General features: G+C 71.3%; 17 protein-coding genes. 13 read left to right on the top strand and 4 right to left on the bottom strand.

Annotation, left to right across the window (positions count from 1 at the left end; all coding sequences use genetic code 11):
- The first annotated feature begins 126 nt into the window (after nt 1-126).
- The 9 genes from OG766_RS02625 (at nt 127) to OG766_RS02585 (ending at nt 10,110) form a co-directional block, all read left to right on the top strand.
- On the top strand, nt 127-1,098 hold the full coding sequence (locus tag OG766_RS02625; RefSeq protein WP_423247160.1) for an ABC transporter permease: 972 nt from the start codon (nt 127-129) through the stop codon (nt 1,096-1,098).
- The gene (locus tag OG766_RS02620) at nt 1,095-2,081 is read left to right on the top strand and encodes an ABC transporter permease (protein WP_266376864.1); all 987 of its coding nucleotides are present in this window, start codon (nt 1,095-1,097) and stop codon (nt 2,079-2,081) included. The genes OG766_RS02625 and OG766_RS02620 overlap by 4 nt, the downstream gene beginning before the upstream one ends.
- A gap of 58 nt (nt 2,082-2,139) precedes the next feature.
- On the top strand, nt 2,140-3,228 hold the full coding sequence (gene rhaS, locus OG766_RS02615) for a rhamnose ABC transporter substrate-binding protein (RefSeq protein ID WP_266376867.1): 1,089 nt from the start codon (nt 2,140-2,142) through the stop codon (nt 3,226-3,228).
- A 17-nt stretch (nt 3,229-3,245) separates the two neighbouring features.
- Nucleotides 3,246-3,566 carry an L-rhamnose mutarotase gene (locus OG766_RS02610; RefSeq protein WP_266376870.1) on the top strand — a complete coding sequence of 107 codons (321 nt, stop codon included), beginning with the start codon at nt 3,246-3,248 and terminating at the stop codon, nt 3,564-3,566.
- Between the two features lie 86 nt (nt 3,567-3,652).
- A complete protein-coding gene (locus OG766_RS02605) occupies nt 3,653-4,690 on the top strand; it encodes a LacI family DNA-binding transcriptional regulator (protein ID WP_266378339.1) in 1,038 nt (345 codons plus the stop codon).
- A gap of 169 nt (nt 4,691-4,859) precedes the next feature.
- A complete protein-coding gene (locus OG766_RS02600; protein ID WP_266378342.1) occupies nt 4,860-5,894 on the top strand; it encodes a LacI family DNA-binding transcriptional regulator in 1,035 nt (344 codons plus the stop codon).
- A 161-nt stretch (nt 5,895-6,055) separates the two neighbouring features.
- Entirely contained in the window at nt 6,056-8,584 is a 2,529-nt protein-coding gene (locus tag OG766_RS02595; protein ID WP_323137278.1) for an ATP-dependent Clp protease ATP-binding subunit, read from the top strand.
- An 11-nt stretch (nt 8,585-8,595) separates the two neighbouring features.
- A complete protein-coding gene (locus OG766_RS02590; RefSeq protein ID WP_266376872.1) occupies nt 8,596-9,219 on the top strand; it encodes a DUF402 domain-containing protein in 624 nt (207 codons plus the stop codon).
- 33 nt (nt 9,220-9,252) lie between these two features.
- Nucleotides 9,253-10,110 carry an SDR family oxidoreductase gene (locus OG766_RS02585; RefSeq protein ID WP_328724450.1) on the top strand — a complete coding sequence of 286 codons (858 nt, stop codon included), beginning with the start codon at nt 9,253-9,255 and terminating at the stop codon, nt 10,108-10,110.
- Between the two features lie 52 nt (nt 10,111-10,162).
- Here the strand turns inward: OG766_RS02585 and OG766_RS02580 are convergent, their stop codons facing one another.
- The 3 genes from OG766_RS02580 to OG766_RS02570 form a co-directional block, all read right to left on the bottom strand.
- On the bottom strand, nt 10,163-10,660 hold the full coding sequence (locus OG766_RS02580; RefSeq protein ID WP_266376876.1) for a peptidylprolyl isomerase: 498 nt from the start codon (nt 10,658-10,660) through the stop codon (nt 10,163-10,165).
- Between the two features lie 66 nt (nt 10,661-10,726).
- Complete coding sequence (locus tag OG766_RS02575) at nt 10,727-11,923, bottom strand: globin domain-containing protein (RefSeq protein ID WP_328724449.1); 1,197 nt, start codon at nt 11,921-11,923, stop codon at nt 10,727-10,729.
- A gap of 94 nt (nt 11,924-12,017) precedes the next feature.
- A complete protein-coding gene (locus OG766_RS02570) occupies nt 12,018-12,461 on the bottom strand; it encodes an RrF2 family transcriptional regulator (protein ID WP_266376880.1) in 444 nt (147 codons plus the stop codon).
- A gap of 169 nt (nt 12,462-12,630) precedes the next feature.
- On the opposite strand from OG766_RS02570, the gene OG766_RS02565 reads away from it, so the two are divergent.
- On the top strand, nt 12,631-15,069 hold the full coding sequence (locus OG766_RS02565) for a SpoIIE family protein phosphatase (protein ID WP_266376883.1): 2,439 nt from the start codon (nt 12,631-12,633) through the stop codon (nt 15,067-15,069).
- 25 nt (nt 15,070-15,094) lie between these two features.
- Here OG766_RS02565 and OG766_RS02560 read toward each other — a convergent pair whose 3' ends face one another.
- A complete protein-coding gene (locus tag OG766_RS02560; RefSeq protein WP_328724448.1) occupies nt 15,095-16,198 on the bottom strand; it encodes a zinc-binding alcohol dehydrogenase family protein in 1,104 nt (367 codons plus the stop codon).
- 196 nt (nt 16,199-16,394) lie between these two features.
- On the opposite strand from OG766_RS02560, the gene OG766_RS02555 reads away from it, so the two are divergent.
- The 3 genes from OG766_RS02555 to OG766_RS02545 all read left to right on the top strand — a co-directional run bounded on the left by OG766_RS02555 (nt 16,395) and on the right by OG766_RS02545 (nt 20,106).
- Entirely contained in the window at nt 16,395-16,577 is a 183-nt protein-coding gene (locus OG766_RS02555) for a hypothetical protein (protein ID WP_266376889.1), read from the top strand.
- Between the two features lie 282 nt (nt 16,578-16,859).
- On the top strand, nt 16,860-17,837 hold the full coding sequence (locus OG766_RS02550) for an SAM-dependent methyltransferase (RefSeq protein WP_266376893.1): 978 nt from the start codon (nt 16,860-16,862) through the stop codon (nt 17,835-17,837).
- A 202-nt stretch (nt 17,838-18,039) separates the two neighbouring features.
- Nucleotides 18,040-20,106: a SpoIIE family protein phosphatase gene (locus OG766_RS02545; protein ID WP_328724447.1), complete on the top strand. Its 2,067-nt coding sequence runs from the start codon at nt 18,040-18,042 to the stop codon at nt 20,104-20,106.
- The last annotated feature ends 63 nt before the right edge of the window (nt 20,107-20,169 follow it).

The following is a 20,169-nucleotide window of genomic DNA, read 5'->3' as shown; positions in this document are numbered from 1 at the left end:
GGGCGACCTCCCCGCCGGCCCCCGCACCCGCCCCCGCGGCGGCTCATACGAAAGGACAGCGGCGTGACGGCCACCCTGGAAACCCCGCCTGCCGCGCCGGAGACGGACCGCTCGGCGCGTTCGCTCATGGACCTGGTCTTCCGCGCCCGCGAGCTGAGCATCGGCGGCGCACTCGTGGCACTGATCCTCGCCACCTGGGCCGCCAACCCTTCCTTCCTGGACGACCAGGGCATCAAGGACCTGCTGCTCAACTCCTCGATCCTGGTGCTGCTCGTCGCCGGCCAGGCCGTCGTCGTCATCACCCGCAACATCGACCTCTCCGTCGGCTCCGTCGTCGGACTCTCCGCCTTCGCCTGCGGCACCTTCGTCTCGGGCACCGACCACGGCGCGCTCACCGTCGTCCTGCTCGGCATCGGACTCGGCGTCCTGTGCGGACTGGTCAGCGGACTCCTGGTCAGCTTCGGCCGGGTGCCCGCGCTGGTCGTCACCCTCGGCATGCTCTACGTCATCCAGGGCATCGACCACGCCTGGGCGCACGGTGAGCAGATCAACGCCGCCGACGTCCCCGACGACGTGCTCGCCCTCGGCAGCGGGAGCGTCCTCGGCATCCCGTACCTGCCGCTGATCTCCGCCGCCGTCCTCGCCGGCACCGCCTACTACCTGCGCAGCTACCGCAGCGGCCGGGAGCTGTACGCGATCGGGTCCAGCCCCGAGGCGGCGCGGCTCGCCGGCATCCCCATCCGCCGCCGCGTGCTCGCCGCGTACGCCTTCTCCGGCGCGATCGCCGGCTTCGCCGGGGCCCTGTGGCTCGCCCGCTTCGGCACCGTCGTCGCCGACGCGGCGGGCGGCTGGGAGCTGAACGTCGTCAGTGCGGTCGTCGTGGGCGGCGTCGCCATCACCGGCGGCGTCGGCACGGTCTGGGGCGCGGCGCTCGGCGCGCTGCTGCTCACCACCATCGGCAGCGCTCTCGTCGTCCTGAAGGTGGACTCCTTCTGGCAGCAGGCCATCACGGGTGTGCTGCTGCTCGCGGCCATCACCACCGACCGCATCGTGAACCTGCGCACCACCAGCGCGCTGAGGAAGAGGAGCCGGCGATGACCGCCTTCGCCAAGTACCTGCGTTGGGACACCGTCGTCGGTGTGCTCGTGGTCGCCGTCTTCCTCGCCGGAGCCGGTACCACGGAGGGTTTCGCGGACACCGTCAACCTCTCGGCCGCCCTCAACGACACCGCCGAGATCGCCCTCATCGCCCTGCCGATGACCCTGCTGGTCGTCGCCGGACAGGTCGACCTGTCCGTGGCCTCCATGCTGGGTCTGTCCAGCGCGCTCGCCGGCGCGCTGTGGGAGGCCGGCTGGGCCTTCGAGATGATCGTGCCGCTGTGCCTGCTCGTGGGCGCGCTCGGCGGCCTCCTCAACGGCTGGCTCGTCACCCGTGTCGGCCTGCCCTCGCTCGCCGTCACCATCGGCACGCTCACCCTCTACCGGGGCCTCGCCTCGGTCGTCCTCGGGGACAAGGCGGTCGCCGACTTCCCCGAGACGTACTCCCAGTGGGCGACGTACACCGAGACCGTGCCGGGGACCTTCATCCCGTACCCCGTCGCCCTGTTCGGCGTCCTGGCCGTGATCACCGCGGTGGTGCTGCACTGCACCGCCTTCGGACGGTCGCTGTACGCGCTCGGCGCCCAGGAGGACGCGGCCTGGTTCGCGGGCATCCGGGTCAAGCGCATCAAGCTGGTGCTCTTCGTCCTCGCCGGCTTCGTCGCCTCGTTCGCCGGGATCGTCTACACCCTGCGGTACGGCAGTGCCCGCGCCGACAACGGGATCGGCCTCGAACTCGTCGTCATCGCCTCCGTGCTGCTCGGTGGCATCGACTTCGACGGCGGCAGGGGCACGCTCGGCGGCGCCCTCGCCGGAGTGCTGCTCATCGGTCTGCTCGGCAACCTGCTCACCCTCAACGACGTGTCCAGCGAGATCCAGGTGATCGTCACCGGTCTGCTGCTCGTCGCCTCCGTCCTCACCCCACGGATCGTCGCCACCCTCTCCGAGCGCCGCCACCGGCGCGCCGCGACGGCCTCCGCATAACACCCCTCGGTTCTCCCTGCCCCACCCTCAACTCCTGCCCTCCGAAAGGGACGTCACCATGTCTGCGTACTCCCGCACGCGCCGCCGTGCCACCCTCACCGCCACCGCGGCGGCCTGCGCCCTGGCCGTCACGCTGGCCGGCTGCTCGGGCACCACCAAGAACGACGCCGCGAACGAGACGAAGGAGAAGGCCGCGAACGCCACGGCCGACCCCGACGCCCCGCTGAAGAAGAACCTGAAGATCGCCTTCCTGCCCAAGCAGATCAACAACCCGTACTTCACCATCCTCGACGGCTCCGGCATCGACACCGTCAAGGAGCTCGGGTCCACCGGCAAGGAGGTCGGCTCCTCCGACGCCAAGGCCTCGTCCCAGGTCTCGTACATCAACACGCTGGTCCAGCAGCGCCAGGACGCGATCCTGATCGCGGCCAACGACCCGAACTCGGTCTGCGGCTCCCTGAAGCAGGCGCTCGCCCAGGACATCAAGGTCGTCACCTACGACTCGGACACCGCCCCCGAGTGCCGTGACGCCTTCATCAACCAGGCCGGCTCCGAGGAGATCGGCCGCAGCCAGATCCAGAACATCGCCAAGCAGCTCGGCCACAAGGGCGAGATCGCGGTCCTCTCGGCCACCCAGAACGCGACGAACCAGAACACCTGGATCGAGTTCATGAAGGACGAGCTGAAGAAGCCCGAGTACAAGGAGATGAAGCTGGTCAAGGTCGCCTACGGTGACGACGACGACCAGAAGTCCTTCCAGGAGACCCAGGGCCTGCTGAAGGCGTACCCGAACCTGAAGGGCATCATCTCGCCCACCACCGTCGGCATCGCCGCCGCTTCCCGCTACGTCAGCGGCTCCAGCTACAAGGGCAAGGTCGTCATCAACGGCCTCGGCACGCCGAACCAGATGCGCGCGTACGTCAAGGACGGCACCGTCGAGCAGTTCGCGCTGTGGGACCCGAAGAAGCTCGGCCGCCTCGGTGCGTACGTGGCCGCCGCGCTCGTCTCGGGCCAGATCACCGGCGCGGAGGGCGAGAAGTTCACGGCCGGCGACCTCGGCGAGTACACCATCGGCAAGGACGGCGAGATCATCCTCGGCCCGCCGACCGTCTTCGACAAGAACAACATCGACGACTTCGACTTCTGAGGTCCCGAGGTTCATCGATGCAGCGCGTCTGCTTTCTGCTGAAGGTGCGGCAGGAGCGGCTGGAGGAGTACCGCGAGCGTCACGCGGCCGTATGGCCCGGGATGCTCGCGGCACTCTCCGCCGCCGGCTGGCACAACTACTCCCTCTTCCTCCGGGACGACGGCCTGCTCGTCGGCTATCTGGAGACCGAGGACTTCGCGGCCGCGCAGGCCGCCATGGGCGCCACCGACGTCAACGCCCGCTGGCAGGCGGAGATGGCCGGCTTCTTCGAGGCACTGGACGGCGCCACGCCGGACGAGGCGATGAGGCCGCTGACCGAAGTGTTCCACCTGGACTGACCGACGTGCTCCACCGCGACTGGGAGGGAACGCCCATGAACCCACACAGCCCCGCCACCACCGGGGCCACCACCGGGGTGCCGTCGATGGCCCACCCGGTGGGCATCAAGGACGTGGCCCGGGCGGCCGGGGTCTCGGTCGGCACCGTCTCGAACGTGATCAACCGCCCCGACTCGGTCTCGGCGGCGACCCGGGACCGCGTCCGCTCCACCATCGAGCGGCTCGGCTATGTACGCAGCGAGTCCGCCCGGCAGTTGCGGGCCGGCCGCAGCCGGATCATCGCGCTGCTGGTCCTCGACATGGCCAACCCCTTCTTCGTGGACGTGGCGTCCGGCGCGGAGCGGGCGGCGCGGGAGGCCGGGCTCGGGGTGATGCTGTGCAACAGCGCGCAGAGCCCGGGCGAGGAGGCGGAGTACCTGGGGCTGTTCACCGAACAGCGGGTGCGCGGTGTGCTGGTGACGCCCGCGGACACCACCGGCCGCAATCTGGAGAACTTCCGCCGCCATGGCATCCCGTTCGTCCTCGTCGACCGGGTCCTGCCCAGCGCCGAGGGCTGTTCCGTGTCGGTGGACGACATCACGGGCGGCACGCTGGCGGTACGCCATCTCGTCGAACAGGGCCACCAGGACGTCACGTACATCAGCGGTCCCATGCATCTCGCCCAGTGCCAGGACCGCCGTACGGGAGCACTGATCGCGCTGACCGAGGCCGGCGTCCCCGAGGACCGGCTGCGGCACATCGAGGCCGGGCGGCTGGACGTGTCGGCCGGGCGGGACGCGGGGGCGCGGCTGCTGGGCATGTCCCCGCGGCCCACGGCGGTGTTCTGCGCCAACGACCTGCTCGCCCTCGGGGTCCTCCAGGCCCTGTACGGGGCCGGGGTGAGCGTGCCCGAGGAGATCGCGCTGGTCGGCTACGACGACATCGAGTTCGCCTCGGCGGCCGCCGTGCCCCTCACGTCGGTGCGCCAGCCCGCCTTCCGGATGGGCCGTACGGCCGCGGACCTGCTCATCGAGGAGACGGACGAGAACGTCACGGACCACGAGCACCGGCGGATCGTCCTGCAGCCGGAACTCGTCGTGAGGGGAAGCAGCCTCAGCCGGGCGGGCGGCCGCACGGCCACGTAGTACGTGGTCCGCAGCAGGTGGTCCGTAGCCCGCGGCACGTGGTGCGCGAATCGTGGTCCTCGGCTCGTGGTGTGCGGCTCGCAACTCCCGCGAGCAGCATTCCTGCGTAGCATGAGGCGGCGGCCCCGGCGGACCGCGGAAAGGCGGACGGTCGGAGCTCGTGGCACGCATGGTGGGCATCAAGGACGTGGCGCGACAGGCCAAGGTGTCGGTCGGCACGGTGTCGAACGTGATCAACCGGCCGGACATGGTCGCCGAGGAGACCCGCGAGCGGGTGCTCGCCGTGATCGAGCGGCTCGGCTACGTGCGCAGCGAGACGGCGCGCCAACTGCGCGCGGGCCGGAGCCGGATCATCGCGATGCTGGTCCTCGACATGGCGAACCCCTTCTTCGTGGAGGTCGCGACCGGCGCCGAGCGGGCGGCGCGCGCCGCGGGACTCGGGGTGATGCTGTGCAACAGCGCCCAGAGCCCGGGCGAGGAAGCCGACTATCTCTCGCTCTTCGCCGAGCAGCGGGTGCGCGGTGTCCTCGTCACGCCCGCCGACGCCACGGGCGTCAATCTGGCGAACTTCCGGCGGCACGGCATCCCGCACGTCTTCGTCGATCACGACGTGCCGCGGACCGACGCCTGCTCGGTGTCGGTCGACGACGTGACCGGAGGCGCGCTCGCCGTACGCCACCTCGTCGAATGCGGCCACAGCAGCGTGGCCTACATCAGCGGGCCCATGCACCTGGCCCAGTGCCGGGACCGTCGCACCGGAGCCCTCCAGGCCCTGACGGAGGCCGGACTGCCGGCCGAGGAGCGGCTGCGGCACATCGAGGCGGAGCGGCTGGACGTGTCGGCCGGGCGGGACGCGGGGGCGCGGCTGCTGGGCATGTCCCCGCGGCCGACGGCGGTGTTCTGCGCCAACGACCTGCTCGCCCTCGGCGTCCTGCAGACCCTCTACGGCGCGGGCGTGCGCATCCCGGAGGACATCGCCCTGGTCGGCTACGACGACATCGAGTTCGCCTCCGCGGCCGCCGTCCCGCTCACCTCGGTCCGCCAGCCCTCTTTCCGGATGGGCCGTACGGCCGCGGAACTCCTCATCGAGGAGACCGACGAGGAGGCGGCGGCCGGACACCGTCACCGGCGGATCGTGCTCCAGCCGGAGCTGGTCGTCCGCGAGTCCACACTGGCCCGGGTGCGGCGAAGAGCGGCGGAGTAGGGCTCTGCCGCCCCCGGCCGGCGGGCGCGGTTCCGGCCCCGAGGGCCCGGGCGGCTCTGCGGTCGCAGGCCGCGACGACCCGGCGAACAATGGGCGTGTACGTGTACGGGCAAATCGACTACGGCAGGCTGCCGCGTCCGTTGTGCCGCCCGCCGGACGGGATGATCCCTGTGACGACCTCGCCCTTCGGGTCCGGCGACCCGTTCTCCGATTTCTTCGACCGCTTCTTCGGCATGAGCCCGGCGGCCTCCCCGCCCGCCGTCCAGCGCGTGCCCATAGGCCGCCTCCTCAGCGATTCCTCGCACGAGCTGCTGGCCGCGGCCGGCGGCCGGGCGGCCGAGGACGGCGCCGACCTCGACACCGTGCACCTGCTGTGGGCCGCCACACAGGTGCCGGCCTCCCGGCAACTGCTGGAGCAGGCCGGGGTGGATCCCGACCATCTGGCCGGGAGTCTGGAGGCGGCCCTTCCCACCGGCACGGGTGGCGGTGATCCCGCGCTCACCCCCGGTGCGAAACGCGCCCTGCTCGCCGCCCACGCGCGCTCCCAGGCGGCCGGTGCCTCGTACATCGGCCCGGAGCACATCCTCGCCGCGCTGACGGACGACCCCCGTGCCGGTCTCGCGGGCGCACTGCAGTCCGAGGGTGCGTCGCCCGGCGCGCTGACCGGCGCGGGAGGCACCCGGGGCGGTGGACGGGAGGCGGCGGCCGGCGGCCGGAGCGGCACCCCGACCCTGGACGAGTACGGGCGTGACCTCACCGCGGAGGCCCGGGGTGGGCGGCTCGATCCCGTCGTCGGCCGGGCGGAGGAGATCGAGCAGACCGTGGAGGTCCTCTCCCGGCGCACCAAGAACAACCCCGTACTGATCGGCGATCCCGGCGTCGGCAAGACCGCCATCGTCGAGGGTCTCGCACAACGCATCGTGGCCGGGGAGGTGCCCAAGGCGCTGCGGGACCGCCGCGTGGTGGGCCTCGATCTGGCCGGCCTGGTCGCCGGGTCCAAGTACCGGGGCGAGTTCGAGGAACGCCTGAAGAAGGTCATCGACGAGGTCACCGAGGCCGACAAGAGCATCATCCTGTTCATCGACGAACTGCACACGGTCGTCGGCGCGGGCGGTGGCGGCGAGGGCGCCATGGACGCCGGGAACATCCTCAAACCGGCGCTCGCCCGCGGGGACCTCAGCGTCGTCGGTGCCACCACCATCGACGAGTACCGCAGGTACATCGAGAAGGACGCCGCCCTCGAACGCCGCTTCCAGCCGGTCATGGTGCCCGAACCCACGGTGGACGAGACCGTCGAGATCCTGAACGGGCTCCGCGACTCCTACGAGGCCCACCACCAGGTCCGGTTCACGGACGAGGCCCTGGACGCCGCGGCCGCCCTCTCCGACCGCTACATCACCGACCGCTTCCTGCCCGACAAGGCCATCGACCTCATGGACCAGGCCGGAGCCCGGGTGGGGCTGCGCGGCCTCGGCGGCCCGTCCGGGACCGCGGAGCTCGAGGACCGTCTCACCAAGCTGCGCCGGGAGAAGGACGAAGCCGTCAGCACCGAGGACTACGAACGCGCGGGCCGGCTCAAGGAGCAGGTCCGGCAGGCGGAGCAGGAGCTCGCCGCCGCCGGGCAGGAACGTGAGCAGGCCGGCAGTGTCACGGCCGAGGACATCGCCGACGTGCTCTCCGCCCGCACCGGCATCCCCGTCACCCAGCTCACCCAGACCGAGCGGGAACGGCTCACCAGGCTCGAAGAGGCCCTCCACGCCCGCGTGATCGGCCAGGACGAGGCGGTCACGGCGGTGGCCCAGGCCGTACGCCGCGGAAGGGCGGGCATGGGCGACCCCGACCGTCCCACCGGCAGTTTCCTCTTCCTCGGTCCCACCGGCGTGGGCAAGACCGAACTGGCCAAGGCGCTCGCGGAACTGCTCTTCGGGAACGCCGACCGGATGATCCGCTTCGACATGAGCGAGTTCCAGGAGAAGCACACCGTCTCCCGGCTCGTCGGGTCCCCGCCCGGCTACGTCGGCTACGAGGAGGCCGGGCAGCTCACGGAGGCCGTGCGCCGCAAGCCGTACAGCGTCGTCCTGTTCGACGAGGTCGAGAAGGCCCACCCCGACGTCTTCAACCTGCTGCTCCAGGTGCTGGACGACGGGCGGCTCACCGACGCCCAGGGGCGCACCGTCGACTTCCGCCACTCCGTGGTCATCATGACGAGCAACATCGCCTCCAAGCGCATCCTGGACCACCACGGCGCGGTCGACGACATCAGGGACGAGTTGATGGCCGAACTCCAGGCCCACTTCCGGCCCGAGTTCCTCAACCGCATCGACGAGATCATCGTCTTCCACGCCCTCACCCGAGCGGATCTCGTGCAGATCGTCGACCTCCTGCTGGAACGCAGCAGGCGCAGGCTCCACGCCCAGAAGATCGGCCTCGAGGTCACCGAGACCGCCAAGGAATGGCTGGCCAATCGCGGCTACCACCCCGAGTTCGGAGCCCGGCCGCTGCGCCGCACCATCCAGACGGAACTCGACAACCGTCTGTCGAACATGCTGCTCGACGGCACACTCAATCCGGGCGACACGGTCCTGGCGGACGTCAGGGACGGCGAACTGGCACTGACCCTCCGCGAGGCCCGCGGGCAGGCGGACGGGCAGGCGGACGGGGAGACCGGGGAGGCGGAAGCCGGCGGCTAAGGTGGCCCGGCATGGAGCCACACTTCCGCAGCATGGACGTCATCGTCAGACGAGAGATCCTCGACGGGCGCGAGTGGATGGTGTACCCGCTGCGCGTGGTCGCCGACGACGGGGTGCTCCTCGCCGGCTACCTCGCACCGGGCACTCCGCTCACCTTCGGCGGCGGCGACTTCACCTGGGGGCCGCACCCATGGGTCCACTTCGACCACACCTGGCAGTCCGAAGGGGTGCTGCAGCTCCAGCGTGCCGGCGACGGGTACTCCGTGTGGGCCCGGCTGAAGGACGGCGAACTGCACGACTGGTACGTCAACTTCCAGCAGCCCATGCGCCGTACGGAGAGGGGTTTCGACACCCTGGACCAGGAACTCGACCTGGTGATCGCGGCCGACGGCTCCCGCTACGACTGGAAGGACGTCGACCACTTCGAGGAGCGCGCCCGCACGGGCGGGTTCGGGCCCGGCGAGGCGGAGTCGGTGCGGGCCGCCGCGGCCGAGGTGGTCGGTCTGATCGAGCGAGGTGAGCGCTGGTGGGAGGAGTGGGGCGGCTGGCGCCCGCCGGCCGGAATCGAGGTGCCCGGGCCGGTGGCGCTGTCCGACGAGGCGATGCCGCGTGGCGGCCGTCCGGGCAATACCTGACGAACCGTCATGTCCTCATGAGATCGTACGAGGATGACGTCATCATCCGCATTCGACGGCCGGGCGGCCCTCGTCACCGGAGCCTCCCGTGGGATCGGCCTCGCCACGGCACGGGCCCTGGGCGAGGCGGGGGCGATGGTCTGCGTCACCGCACGCGACCCCGCGGGGGTGGCCGCGGCCGTCGACCGGCTCACGGCCGGGGGGATCCGGGCGGTCGGTCTCGCCGGCTCAGTTGCGGACCCCGCGCACCTGGTGGCGTGCACGCAGCGCGCGATACGCGCGTTCGGCCGGCTCGACATGCTCGTCAACAACGCCGCGACCAACGCCCCGTTCGGCCCGCTGATGGACGCCGATCCCGCCGTCTGGCGCGACGCCTTCGCGGTGAACGTGGAGGCGCCGCTGCGCCTGACCCAGCTCGCCTGGCGGGCCTGGATGCGTGAGCACGGCGGCGCGGTGGTCAACATCTGCACGGAGGGGACGCACGGCGTCGGCCCGAACGTCGGCGCGTACGGCACGAGCAAGGCGGCCCTGCTGCATCTGACCCGTCAGCTCGCCGGTGAGCTGGCACCCGGCGTGCGGGTGAACGCGGTCTCACCCGGGCTGGTGCGCACCGAGATGGCGCGGTTCGTGTGGGAGCGGGCCGAGGAGCGGATCGCGCGGAGCCTGCCGCTGGCCCGGATGGGCGAGCCGGAGGATGTGGCGCGCGCGGTGCTCTGGCTGCTGTCCGACGACGCGGACTGGGTCACCGGTACGGACCTGCTCGTCGACGGCGGCACCAGGGTGCGCGCGGCCGCGGGGGCGGGGACCGGCTCGTACGCCGTGCATGACGCTCTGGCGAACACGGACGCGAGGGGTGGGCTCCCGGCGCAGGCCGGCCCGGGCGCGGACTGACAGCCCGCCTGCCCGGGGCGGCTCACGCAGCGCGGCGCACCGCGCGGAGGGGTCAGCTCTCGACGACGCCCGACTTGGCGATCGTGATCTTCGCCTTGGTGGAGCCGCTGCGCGAGCCCAGGGACTCGATGCGCTTCACGACGTCCATGCCCTCCACGACCTCGCCGAAGACGACGTGCTTGTTGTCCAGCCAGTCGGTGACGATGGTCGTGATGAAGAACTGCGAGCCGTTCGTGTTCGGGCCCGCGTTGGCCATGGACAGCTGGCCCGGCTTGGTGTGCTTGAGCTGGAAGTTCTCGTCGGCGAACTTCTCACCGTAGATGCTCTTGCCCCCCGTGCCGTTACCGGCGGTGAAGTCACCGCCCTGCAGCATGAAGTCGGGGATGACCCGGTGGAAGCCGGAGCCCTCGTAGCCGTAGCCGTGCTCGCCCGTGGCGAGCTCGCGGAAGTTCCTCGCGGTCTTGGGGACCACGTCGTCGAACAGGGTGAAGACGATCCGCCCGGCGGGCGCGTCGTCGATGCTGATGTCGAAGAAAACGTCATTGCTCATGACTCCATGCTGACACCCGTGGGCACGGAACTCACACCTGACCCACCCTGGGACGACCTGCGACGTTCATTCCCGCCCCAGCCAGAGGTCCGGACCGAAGACCTCGTAGTGGATGTCGGCGGCCGGTACGCCGTGGTGCAGCAGGTCACCGCGGACCGCCCGGAGGTAGGGCAGAGGGCCGCACAGATACGCGGTCAGTCCCTCGGGAAGTTCCAGTGCGCCCAGATCCGTCCGCCCGGCCCTCGCGCCGGGGGCGCAGCCGTCCGGATCCTCGTACCAGAGATGGCATTCGCCGTGCGGCAACGCCGCTGCGAGCCGGGCGAGTTCGTCGCGATGGGCATGATCGTCGGGGGAGCGGTCGGCGTGCGCCACGATCACCCGCCGGGCCGACCCGGTGGTCGCCAGTTCGTCCAGCATGGACAGCATCGGCGTGACGCCGACGCCGGCGGAGGCGAGCAGCAGCGGGCCGTCACCCTCGGGCAGCGTCAGGCCCCCGAACGGGGCGGACACCATGACCGTCTGGCCGGCCCCGAGGTTCGCGTGCAGCCAGGAGGACACCTCGCCCTCCGGTCCCGGACCGCTCCGGAGTCTCTTGACGCTGATCCGCCACTCCGCGCGACCGGGTCCCCGCGAGAGGCTGTACTGGCGGATCTGTCGCGCCCCGTCCGGCAGTTCGGCCTGCACGCCGACGTACTGTCCGGGCAGGAAGCGGCCGTTCGGCCCGCCGTCGGCCGCACGGAGCGTGAAGGAGACGACGTCGGGGGTCTCACGGTGGCGGCCGGTCACCAGCATGGGCCGCCAGACGTCGCCCTCGACGACGCCCGCCGTCTCGTAGAGCTGTGCCTCCCGGGCGATCAGCGCATTGGCCATCAGCCAGTAGACCTCGTCCCAGGCGGCGGCCACGGCCGGCGTCACCGCATCGCCCAGGACCTCGGCGATCGCGTCGAAGAGGTGCCGCTGGACGGTCTTGTACTGCTCGGAGGTGACGCCGAGGGAGGCGTGCTTGTGCGCGATCCGGGAGAGCATGGCGTCCGGCCGGGTGCCGGGGCGGTCGACCAGCATGCCGGCGAAGCCGGCTATCGCGCCGGCGAGGGCCTGCTTCTGTGTTCCGTCGGCCTGGTTGCCACGGTTGAAGAGATCGCGCAGCAGCTCGGGGTGGGCCGAGAACAGCCGTGCGTAGAAGCGGTCGGTGATCTCGCCGAGTGCCGCTCCGACGGCGGGCAGAGTGGCGCGGACGACGGGTACGGACTGCTCTGAGAGCACGACGGCCTCCAAAGTGGTAAGTGATCTTCATATTTAATGGGAACGCGTTTCCGGGCGGTCCGGGCAGCGGGATCGCCGGGTCGGGGGTGCGGTGTCAGGCGGCGCCGCGGCCGGTGAGCGTCAGCAGTACCGGTCCGGTGGGCGAGTCCACGACGTCGGCCACGGTCAGCGGGTCCAGGGAGCTGTAGAACGCCTCCTGGGCCGTGCGCAGGGCGCCGCGGAGCCGGCAGGCGCCGCGCAGTGGGCAGGGGGCGTCGCCTTCGCAGGTCACGACCTCCTCCTCGCCCTCCAGCTCGCGCAGCAGCCAGCCGACCGAGGCCCCGCGGCCGAGGCCGGTCAGCTCCAGGCCGCCGCCACGTCCGCGCCGGGCCTCGAGGACGCCGAGGTGCTGCAGTCGCGCCACGGCCTTGGCCATGTGTGTGTACGGCACGTTCATCGCCTCGGCCACCTCGCGGGTCGTCAGGGACTCGCCGTCTCCCGTGACCGCCAGGCGCATGACCGCGCGCAGTGCCAGATCGCTGAACTTCGTCAATCGCACAGCCGCACGCTATCAAACTTGCATCCTGGATGTGTATTCAACCGGGGCTGTGAGCGGTACGGCGGTACTGCCAGGAGACGGCGGGGCCGCGCGCACAGGAGGTCCGATCGGTTGCGCAGGGTCAGCCCCGGGCGGATTCTGGACCTGACCAAGCGGCCGGTGAGGCGCCATGAGCAAGGTGAGGAAGGCTTCCGAGGACGCCGATTTCCGTGGCCCGCTCGATGTCATGAGCGCGGCCACGTTCGTACTCGACGGCCAGGACGTCGTCATCGGCTGGAGTCCTGCGGCGCAGGAGCTCCTCGGCTACCCGCCGGACGAGGTGATCGGCCGGCCCGTCGGTGCGTTCCTGTCGTCCGTCGCGGCACCCGCGGCCGAGGTCTGGCCTGCCGGCCTGATCGCTGCCGGAGCCGGCGGGGAACCGCCGATCGTGCCCCTCCCCGAACACGATCTGCACCTCGCCGTCCACCGCGACGGTCACCGTCTGTACCTGGTCACGGCCGTCTGCCGGCTCTCCGGAGAGGGACCGGCCGCGCAGGTTCTCGTGGCGGCCGACCGCGAGCGGCTCAGGGACTGGGAGTCCCGGCTGGCGATGCTGCAGGGGCTGGCGACCCAGTCGCCCCTGGGCTTCGCCATATACGACACGGCGTTCCGTCTCGTGTGGTGCAACGCCGCCTCCGAGGTGGAACTCGGGCTGCCCCTGGAGGACGTCCGGGGCAGGCTCGCCGAGGACCTGTACCCCCGGGGCAGATTCGTCACACCGGGCTATCCGGAGACCCTCCACGAGGTCATGCGCCAGGTCATCGAGACCGGGGAGCCGTTCCTCGATCTGCACTTCCGCGGGGAGCAGCCCAGCGACCCCGGGAAGGTCCACCTGTGGTCGTGTTCGTACTACCGGCTGGAGGACACCGACGGACATGTCTTCGGGGTGTGCGAGGACGCCTTCGACATCTCCGACCGCTACGAGGCGCAGCGTCAGGTGAATCTGCTGGTCGAGGCCGGCCGCCGCGTCGGATCCACGCTGGATGTGATCGTCACCGCCGAGGAGCTGGCGGACGTGGCGGTGCCGGAGTTCGCCGACCTCGTCCAGGTCGACCTCGCTCCGGCCGTGCTGGAGGGTGAGCTGCCGGACGTCACGGGCCCGGAGGCCCCGGAACTGATCCGCGCGTCCTCCCGGTCGTCCGCCCTCCTCGACACCTCGCACACCCCGGGGGCGCCGAGCGGGGCGACCGGACCGGTGACCTACCCGTACGGCTCGCCGCAGCACCGCAGCCTCGCCTCGGGCGGGCTGGTGCTGGAGGACGACACCCTGGTCGTGCCGCTGCGCGCCGGGGGAGGCGCGCTGGGCATCGTCACCTTCGTGCGGGGCCCCGGTGGCGGCGGGACCGGCATCTTCGGCCGCGACGCGGTCGCGGTGGCGGACGAGCTCGTCGCACGGGCCGCGGTGTCCATCGACAACGCCCGCCGCTACACCCGCGAACGCTCCGCGTCGCTGGCTCTCCAGCGGCAGCTCCTGCCGCAGCATCTGCCCTCGAACTCGGCCGTCGAGGTGGCCCATCGCTATCTGCCCACGGACGATCTGAGCGGTGTCGGCGGCGACTGGTTCGACGTCATCCCGCTGTCCGGAACGCGCGTCGGGCTCGTCGTCGGCGACGTGGTGGGCCACGGACTGCACGCGGCGGCCACCATGGGGCGGCTGCGAACGACCGTACGGGCGCTCGCACCCATGGACATTCCGCCCGACGAGCTCCTCAGGCTGCTCGACGACCTCGTGGGGCAGTCGGCGCAGGACAACGCGGACGCCCTCGGCACACTCGCCGGTGACGACGACGTCGCCGCCGGGGCCACCTGCCTCTACGCGGTCTACGATCCCGTGTCACGGCGCTGCACCATGGCCCGCGCGGGCCATCTGCCGCCGGCGGTCGTGGAACCCGGCGGTCGCGTCAGCTTCCCCGACCTGCCGGCCGGCCCACCCCTGGGACTGGGCGGGCTGCCCTTCGAGTGCCTGGACGTCGAACTGCCGGCGGGCAGTCTGCTCGCCCTGTTCACCGACGGTCTGGTCGAGGCCAGGGACCGGGACATCGACAAAGGGCTGGAAACGCTCGGCAGGGTGCTCAGCGAGGGAACGGATTCCCTGGAGGACCTGTGCGACCGGGTCGTCTCCGAACTGCTTCCGGGCGGCACCACCACCGATGACACGGCTCTCCTGCTGGTCCGCACCCGGGAGCTCGACGACCGCAGGGTCGCGGCCTGGCACCTGCCGGCGGAACCGGTCGCCGCCGGGAGGGCGCGGGAGCTGGTCGCGGGCCGGCTGACCGAATGGGGGCTGGACGAGCTGGTGTTCACCACCGAGCTGATTGCCAGCGAACTGGTCACCAATGCCGTCCGACACGCGGAGGGGCCGCTGCACCTGCGGCTCATCCACGACCGCACACTGGTGTGCGAGGTCGCGGACGCGGGGCACACCGCCCCCCATCTGCGCCACAGCGCCGACGACGACGAGGGCGGCCGCGGCCTGTTCATCGTCGCGCAGCTCGTCGTGCGCTGGGGTACGCGCTACTGCAAGGAGGGCAAGGCCATCTGGACGGAGCAGTCGCTGCCCCCGGGCTGACGGATCCCCGCCCGGGGAGACGTGGCTATGCGGTCCGCGCGGCCGATGCCGGAGGTGCCGTGGCGCAATGCTTCTTGCCGTTTCGGCAACCGTCGCTACCGCGAGGTCGCTCCGGGAGGAGGACCGCCACCCCGGTGACCCGCCCGGCCGCGAGGTCGGCCAGCGCCTGGTCCGCCCGCCGCATCGGGTAGCGCACCACCCGCACGGTGGGACGCAGCCGCGCCGCCTCGGCGAGGAAGGCGCGGCCGTCCTCACGGGTGTTGGCGGTGACGCTGCGCACGGAACGTTCCTGGAACAGATGCCGGTCGTAGTCGAGTGCGGGGATGTCGCTCAGGTGGATACCGGCGATCGCCAGGGTGCCGCCCCGGTCCAGGGCCTCCAGAGCCGTCGGCACCAGGCTCCCGGCCGGCGCGAACAGGATCGCGGAGTCCAGGGGCCGGGGCGGCGCGCCGGCCCCTGCGGACGCGGCACCGAGCTCCAGGGCCAGCTGCCGCGCCTGCGGTGACCGGGTCACGACGTGGACCTCGGCGCCTCTGGAGATGGCGAGTTGGGCGGTCAGATGCGCGGAGGCGCCGAAACCGTAGATGCCCAGCCGGCCGCCCGCCGGCAGCTCGGCCCGCTCGAGAGCGCGGTATCCGATGATGCCGGCGCACAGCAGGGGAGCGGTGTCCTCGTCGTCCCAGCCGTCCGGGAGGCGGTAGACGTACCGGGCGTCCACGACCGTGTGGGTGGCGAAGCCCCCGTGGATGTCCCAGCCGGTGTAACGGGAGGCGGGGCACAGGTTCTCCCGTCCCGTACGGCAGTAGCGGCACTGCCCGCAGGTGCCCGCCAGCCAGGCGGCTCCCACCCGGTCGCCGACGCCGACACCCTCGACGGACGGTCCGGCGGCGATCACCTCGCCGACCACCTCATGCCCCGGAGTGCGGCGTGGCTCACGGGGCGTCAGATCGCCCTCGGCCAGGTGCAGGTCGGTCCGGCACACCCCGCACGCCCGGACGCTCAGCAGCACGTCGTACGGGCCGGGGCCGGGAGTCGCCCGCTCGACGTACCGCAACGGTCCTGAGGCGATCGGCGCGGGCCGCTCGACCACCCAGGCGGACGTGGTTCCGGAGCTCGGGAGTGCCGTCATCGCTCTCCTGCCGTGTGCTGCGTAAAAGCGTACCGACGGCGCCTCGGGGCCGCCGACCGGCCGGGAAGCCGCGACAATGGTGGTGAGGTGTGCCCGCCGACGGGCGTCCCGTCCGGCGGCCGCTCGGACGAGTGGGAGAGCCAGGACCGGGTAGCCACGGCGGAGACCCTCGGACGTCGTCGTGAAGGAGGTCGCCATGAAGCGAGCCAGGCAGCACGGGAGGCCCGTACTCAAGGCAGAGGAAGAGCTGGATCAGGAGATCATGGATGCCGAGCCGGACATGACCGGACGCCGACGGGCCCGTGGTGGCGCGGGAGATGTGCTCAGGACGAGGCGGCAGACCCCGCAGGGCGAGCGCACGAGCGACCGGCAGCCCTAGGCAAGCCGGCAGGCCGAGCAACGGGGGACGGGCGGCACTCCGTCGTGGCGTCGCCGAATACCACGGCGGAGTGCGCCGCACACAGCACGTTCCCTGCCGACCACCCGGGGATTCCCGCGGCGCCGCCGCATCGGCGGATGTCGAGTGGGTTTCCTTCCGCAGCCCCTCGGAACTCAGCGTGCCCGATTCGTTGCCCGCAGCTAATATGAGCGGATAGCGCGCGCTTTCTGAGCGCCGGCTCTGAATGCTCATTCAGACCTCGCGCACCGAATCGGCAGGCAGGTGAGTGTGTTGATCGGGTCGAAAAGAACTTCCGTCTACAAGGGCACCTCGTCCGAGGCGATCCGCCATCAGTACGATTTCCTGGGCGAATTCTACCGGCTGACCCTCGGCCCGGAACTCGTCTACTCCTACGCGATGTGGGAGGACGGGGACACGCTCGAATCGGCCCAGTTGCGCAAACTCGACCACCATGCCGAAGCCGCCCGGGCCACAGGTGCCGAGCGGGTGCTCGACGTCGGTTGCGGCTGGGGCAGCCTCATGCAGCGACTGGTGGAGAACCACCAGGTGGGCCATGTCGTGGGCCTCACGATGAGTCCGGGGCAGGCGGCCTGGATCCGCGACAAGGGATGGCCGAACTGCGAAATCCGCGTCGAGAACTGGTTCGACCACGAACCGGACGCCTCCTACGACGCCATTATCGCCATCGAGGCGATCGAGCATTTCGCGGGCACCACCATGTGGCGGAGCAAGCGCATTGCCCGCTATCGCACATTCTTCGAGCGCTGCCATTCCTGGTTGCGACCGGGCGGACGGGTTTCGTTGCAGGCCAACGCCTGGAACGGCAGTGGCTGGCTCTCGTCCCTCGTATTGCCGCCGCGGGTGCTGGCCGCGCAGGCCGAGCCGGGCGCCGCCAGAAACCGGCTCGGCCTGAAGGACATTCACGACGGCTTCAACAACCTTCGCGAGGGCATGCACGCCTCCCGCAAGGTGTTCCCCCAGTGCTTCCTTCCGACGCGGGCCGAGCTGACCGAGGCCGGCCGGGGACTGTTCAGCGTCATGGAGGTGCGCAGCGACCCGGAGGACGGCCTGGCGACCGTCGGTGCCTGGCTGGAGCGGGCGCAGGCCAACCGCGTCCGGGGCGCCGAACTCATCGGCGCGAACGCGGTTTCCGACATCATCAGGGAGCAGCGCACGGCTCTGAAGTTCCTGCGCGAGCGGCGCTACACGGCGCTGCGCATGGTCTTCGAGAAGGTGTGACCGGCGAGCGGCTCGGGCCTGCTCCGGGACGGCGCCGAGGGGCGCGGCCCACTGCCGCCCGCCGCGGCGGGCGGCAGGGCCGGGCCGGTGCCCCCTGAGCCGGTGACCCCTGGGCTCTTGTTGCCCACGCCAGTGCCTTGGATAAGGTGATTTCTTAGTAAATACACCCGATCGCTGCACCGGTGATGCGTTAGGCCGTTGCGTGGACACTCAGGAGCCGACGAGCGAACTGCCGGACCAGCCGCTGACGGCGGTCGGGTACGCGGGTGTGCTCCGTGAACTGCTCCCCGTCGCGCTCTGGCGGACCGATGGGCAGGGGCGTCTCGTGGAGTGGTCGCTCGCGGCCCAGGACCTGCTCGGCCACACACCGGAGGAGTTGCTGGGCCGGCACGTCGTCCCGGCCCTGGTGCCGGAGGCCAACTGGGACCTGGCCGTGCAGCTCGAGCAGCGGGTCCTGGCGGGTGAGGCGGTGGTCGGGACGCTCCCGGTGCGACACCGCGACGGACACTTCGTCCCGATGGAGATGTGGATCTGCCCCTCCGTGGATCCGCAGGGGGACATGGGGGTCATGGTCATCGCCATGGAGACCTCCGCGGTGCGGAGCATGCGGTCCTCACTGGCCGCCCTGGAGGGCCTCTTCACCCAGTCACCCATCGGGCTCGCCATCCTCGGGCCCGATCTGCGCTATCTGCGGGTCAACGACGCGCTCGCCCGCATGAACGGCGTCCCCGCCGCCCACCACCTCGGCAAGCGGCCCACCGAGGTCGTCCCGGGGGTCAGCGTCGAGGCACTCGAAGCACTCATGCGCGACGTCCTGGACCACGGTGAGGCGGTGGTGGACGTCCGGGGCACCGGTCGTACGCCGGCCGATCCCGGGCGCGACCGCATGTGGTCCTGCTCCTTCGCCCCGCTCCTCGACGGCTCCGGCCGGAGCCTGGGACTGATCGCCTCCCTGATCGACATCAGCGACCAGGAGGAGGCCCGCTCCCGGGCCGACCGGGCCCAGGAGCGCTTCGCCGTGCTGGCCGAGGCCGGAGCGCGCATCGGGACGACGCTGGACCTGCGGCAGACCGCCGAGGAGGTGGTGGAGATGCTCGTGCCACGGGTGGCCGACTCGGCCGACGTACAGCTGCTGGAGGAAGTGCTCGGCCCCGACGAGGCCGCCGCGTCCAGCCAGGGCGTGGTGCGCCGGATGGCCGCCGTGTTCCCCGACCCGGACGCCCCCACCGCGAAACTGGGCGTGGGCATGACCTTCCAGGTGCCGATCGGCTCGGTGTACCAGCGGGTCATCGCCGAGGGACGCCCCCTGAACCTCTATCTGAGCGATCTGCCCACCCTGTTTCCCGGTCCGCAGGGCGAGCCGCTGCGTACGTACTTCGCCGACCGCATCGCCTGCGCCCGGCTCATCCCGCTCCTCGCCCGCGGCAAGGTCCTCGGCGGGGTCGTACTGACACGCACCCACGGCCGTGAACCGTTCGACGAACAGGACCGGGTACTCATCGACGAGCTGGTCGCCAGGGCGGCGCTGAACATCGACAACGCCCTCATGTACACCAGCCAGCGGGAGGCGGCCCTGACCCTCCAGCGCAGCCTGACGAACAGCACGCTGCCCGCGGTGACCGGCCTGGAGCTCAACGGGTGCTACCTCCCCGCCAGTGACCACGAGGTCGGCGGCGACTGGTTCGACGTCATCGCGCTGCCCGACGGCCGGACCGGGCTGGTGATCGGCGATGTCATGGGCCACGGAATCCACGCGGCAGCCGTCATGGGGCAGCTGCGCACAGCGGTGCGCACGCTCGCACGGCACCACATCCCCCCGGCCGAGATGCTGTGCTCCCTCGACGCGGCGGTGGCCGACCTCGGCGAGAACGAGATGGCGACCTGTGTCTACGCCGTCCACGATCCGGCGTCCGGCGACTGTCTGATCGCCCGGGCCGGGCATCCGCCCCCGGCCGTCGTCGCCGGGCGAGAGGTCGTGTTCCTCCACGGCCCTCCCGGCACGCCCCTGGGCGCGGGCGGTGCGGAGTTCCGGACCGAGCGCGTGACGCTGGCCCCCGGGGCACTGCTGGTGCTCTACACGGACGGTCTGATCGAGGCCCGCGACAGGGACGTCGACGAGGGCATGCGCCAGCTCGCCCGGGCCCTGACGCACCTCGACCGTCCGCTCGACGAGATCTGTGACCGGGTCATCGGTCGGCTGCTGCCCGCCGCGGCGCAGGACGACGTGGCGGTGCTGCTCGCCAGACGTCTCCCGCACCGGTCGGCGTAGCGCCCCTGGCCCCGGTGAGGGACGTGGACCATCATGAGACCGGCTGGAACGGTGGACGGACGA

The sequence above is a fragment of the Streptomyces sp. NBC_00259 genome (assembly GCF_036181745.1).
In the GTDB taxonomy this organism is placed as follows: domain Bacteria; phylum Actinomycetota; class Actinomycetes; order Streptomycetales; family Streptomycetaceae; genus Streptomyces; species Streptomyces pratisoli.
The sequence above is the reverse complement of the archived record's forward strand: the minus strand, read 5'-3'. Positions and strand labels throughout refer to the sequence as shown.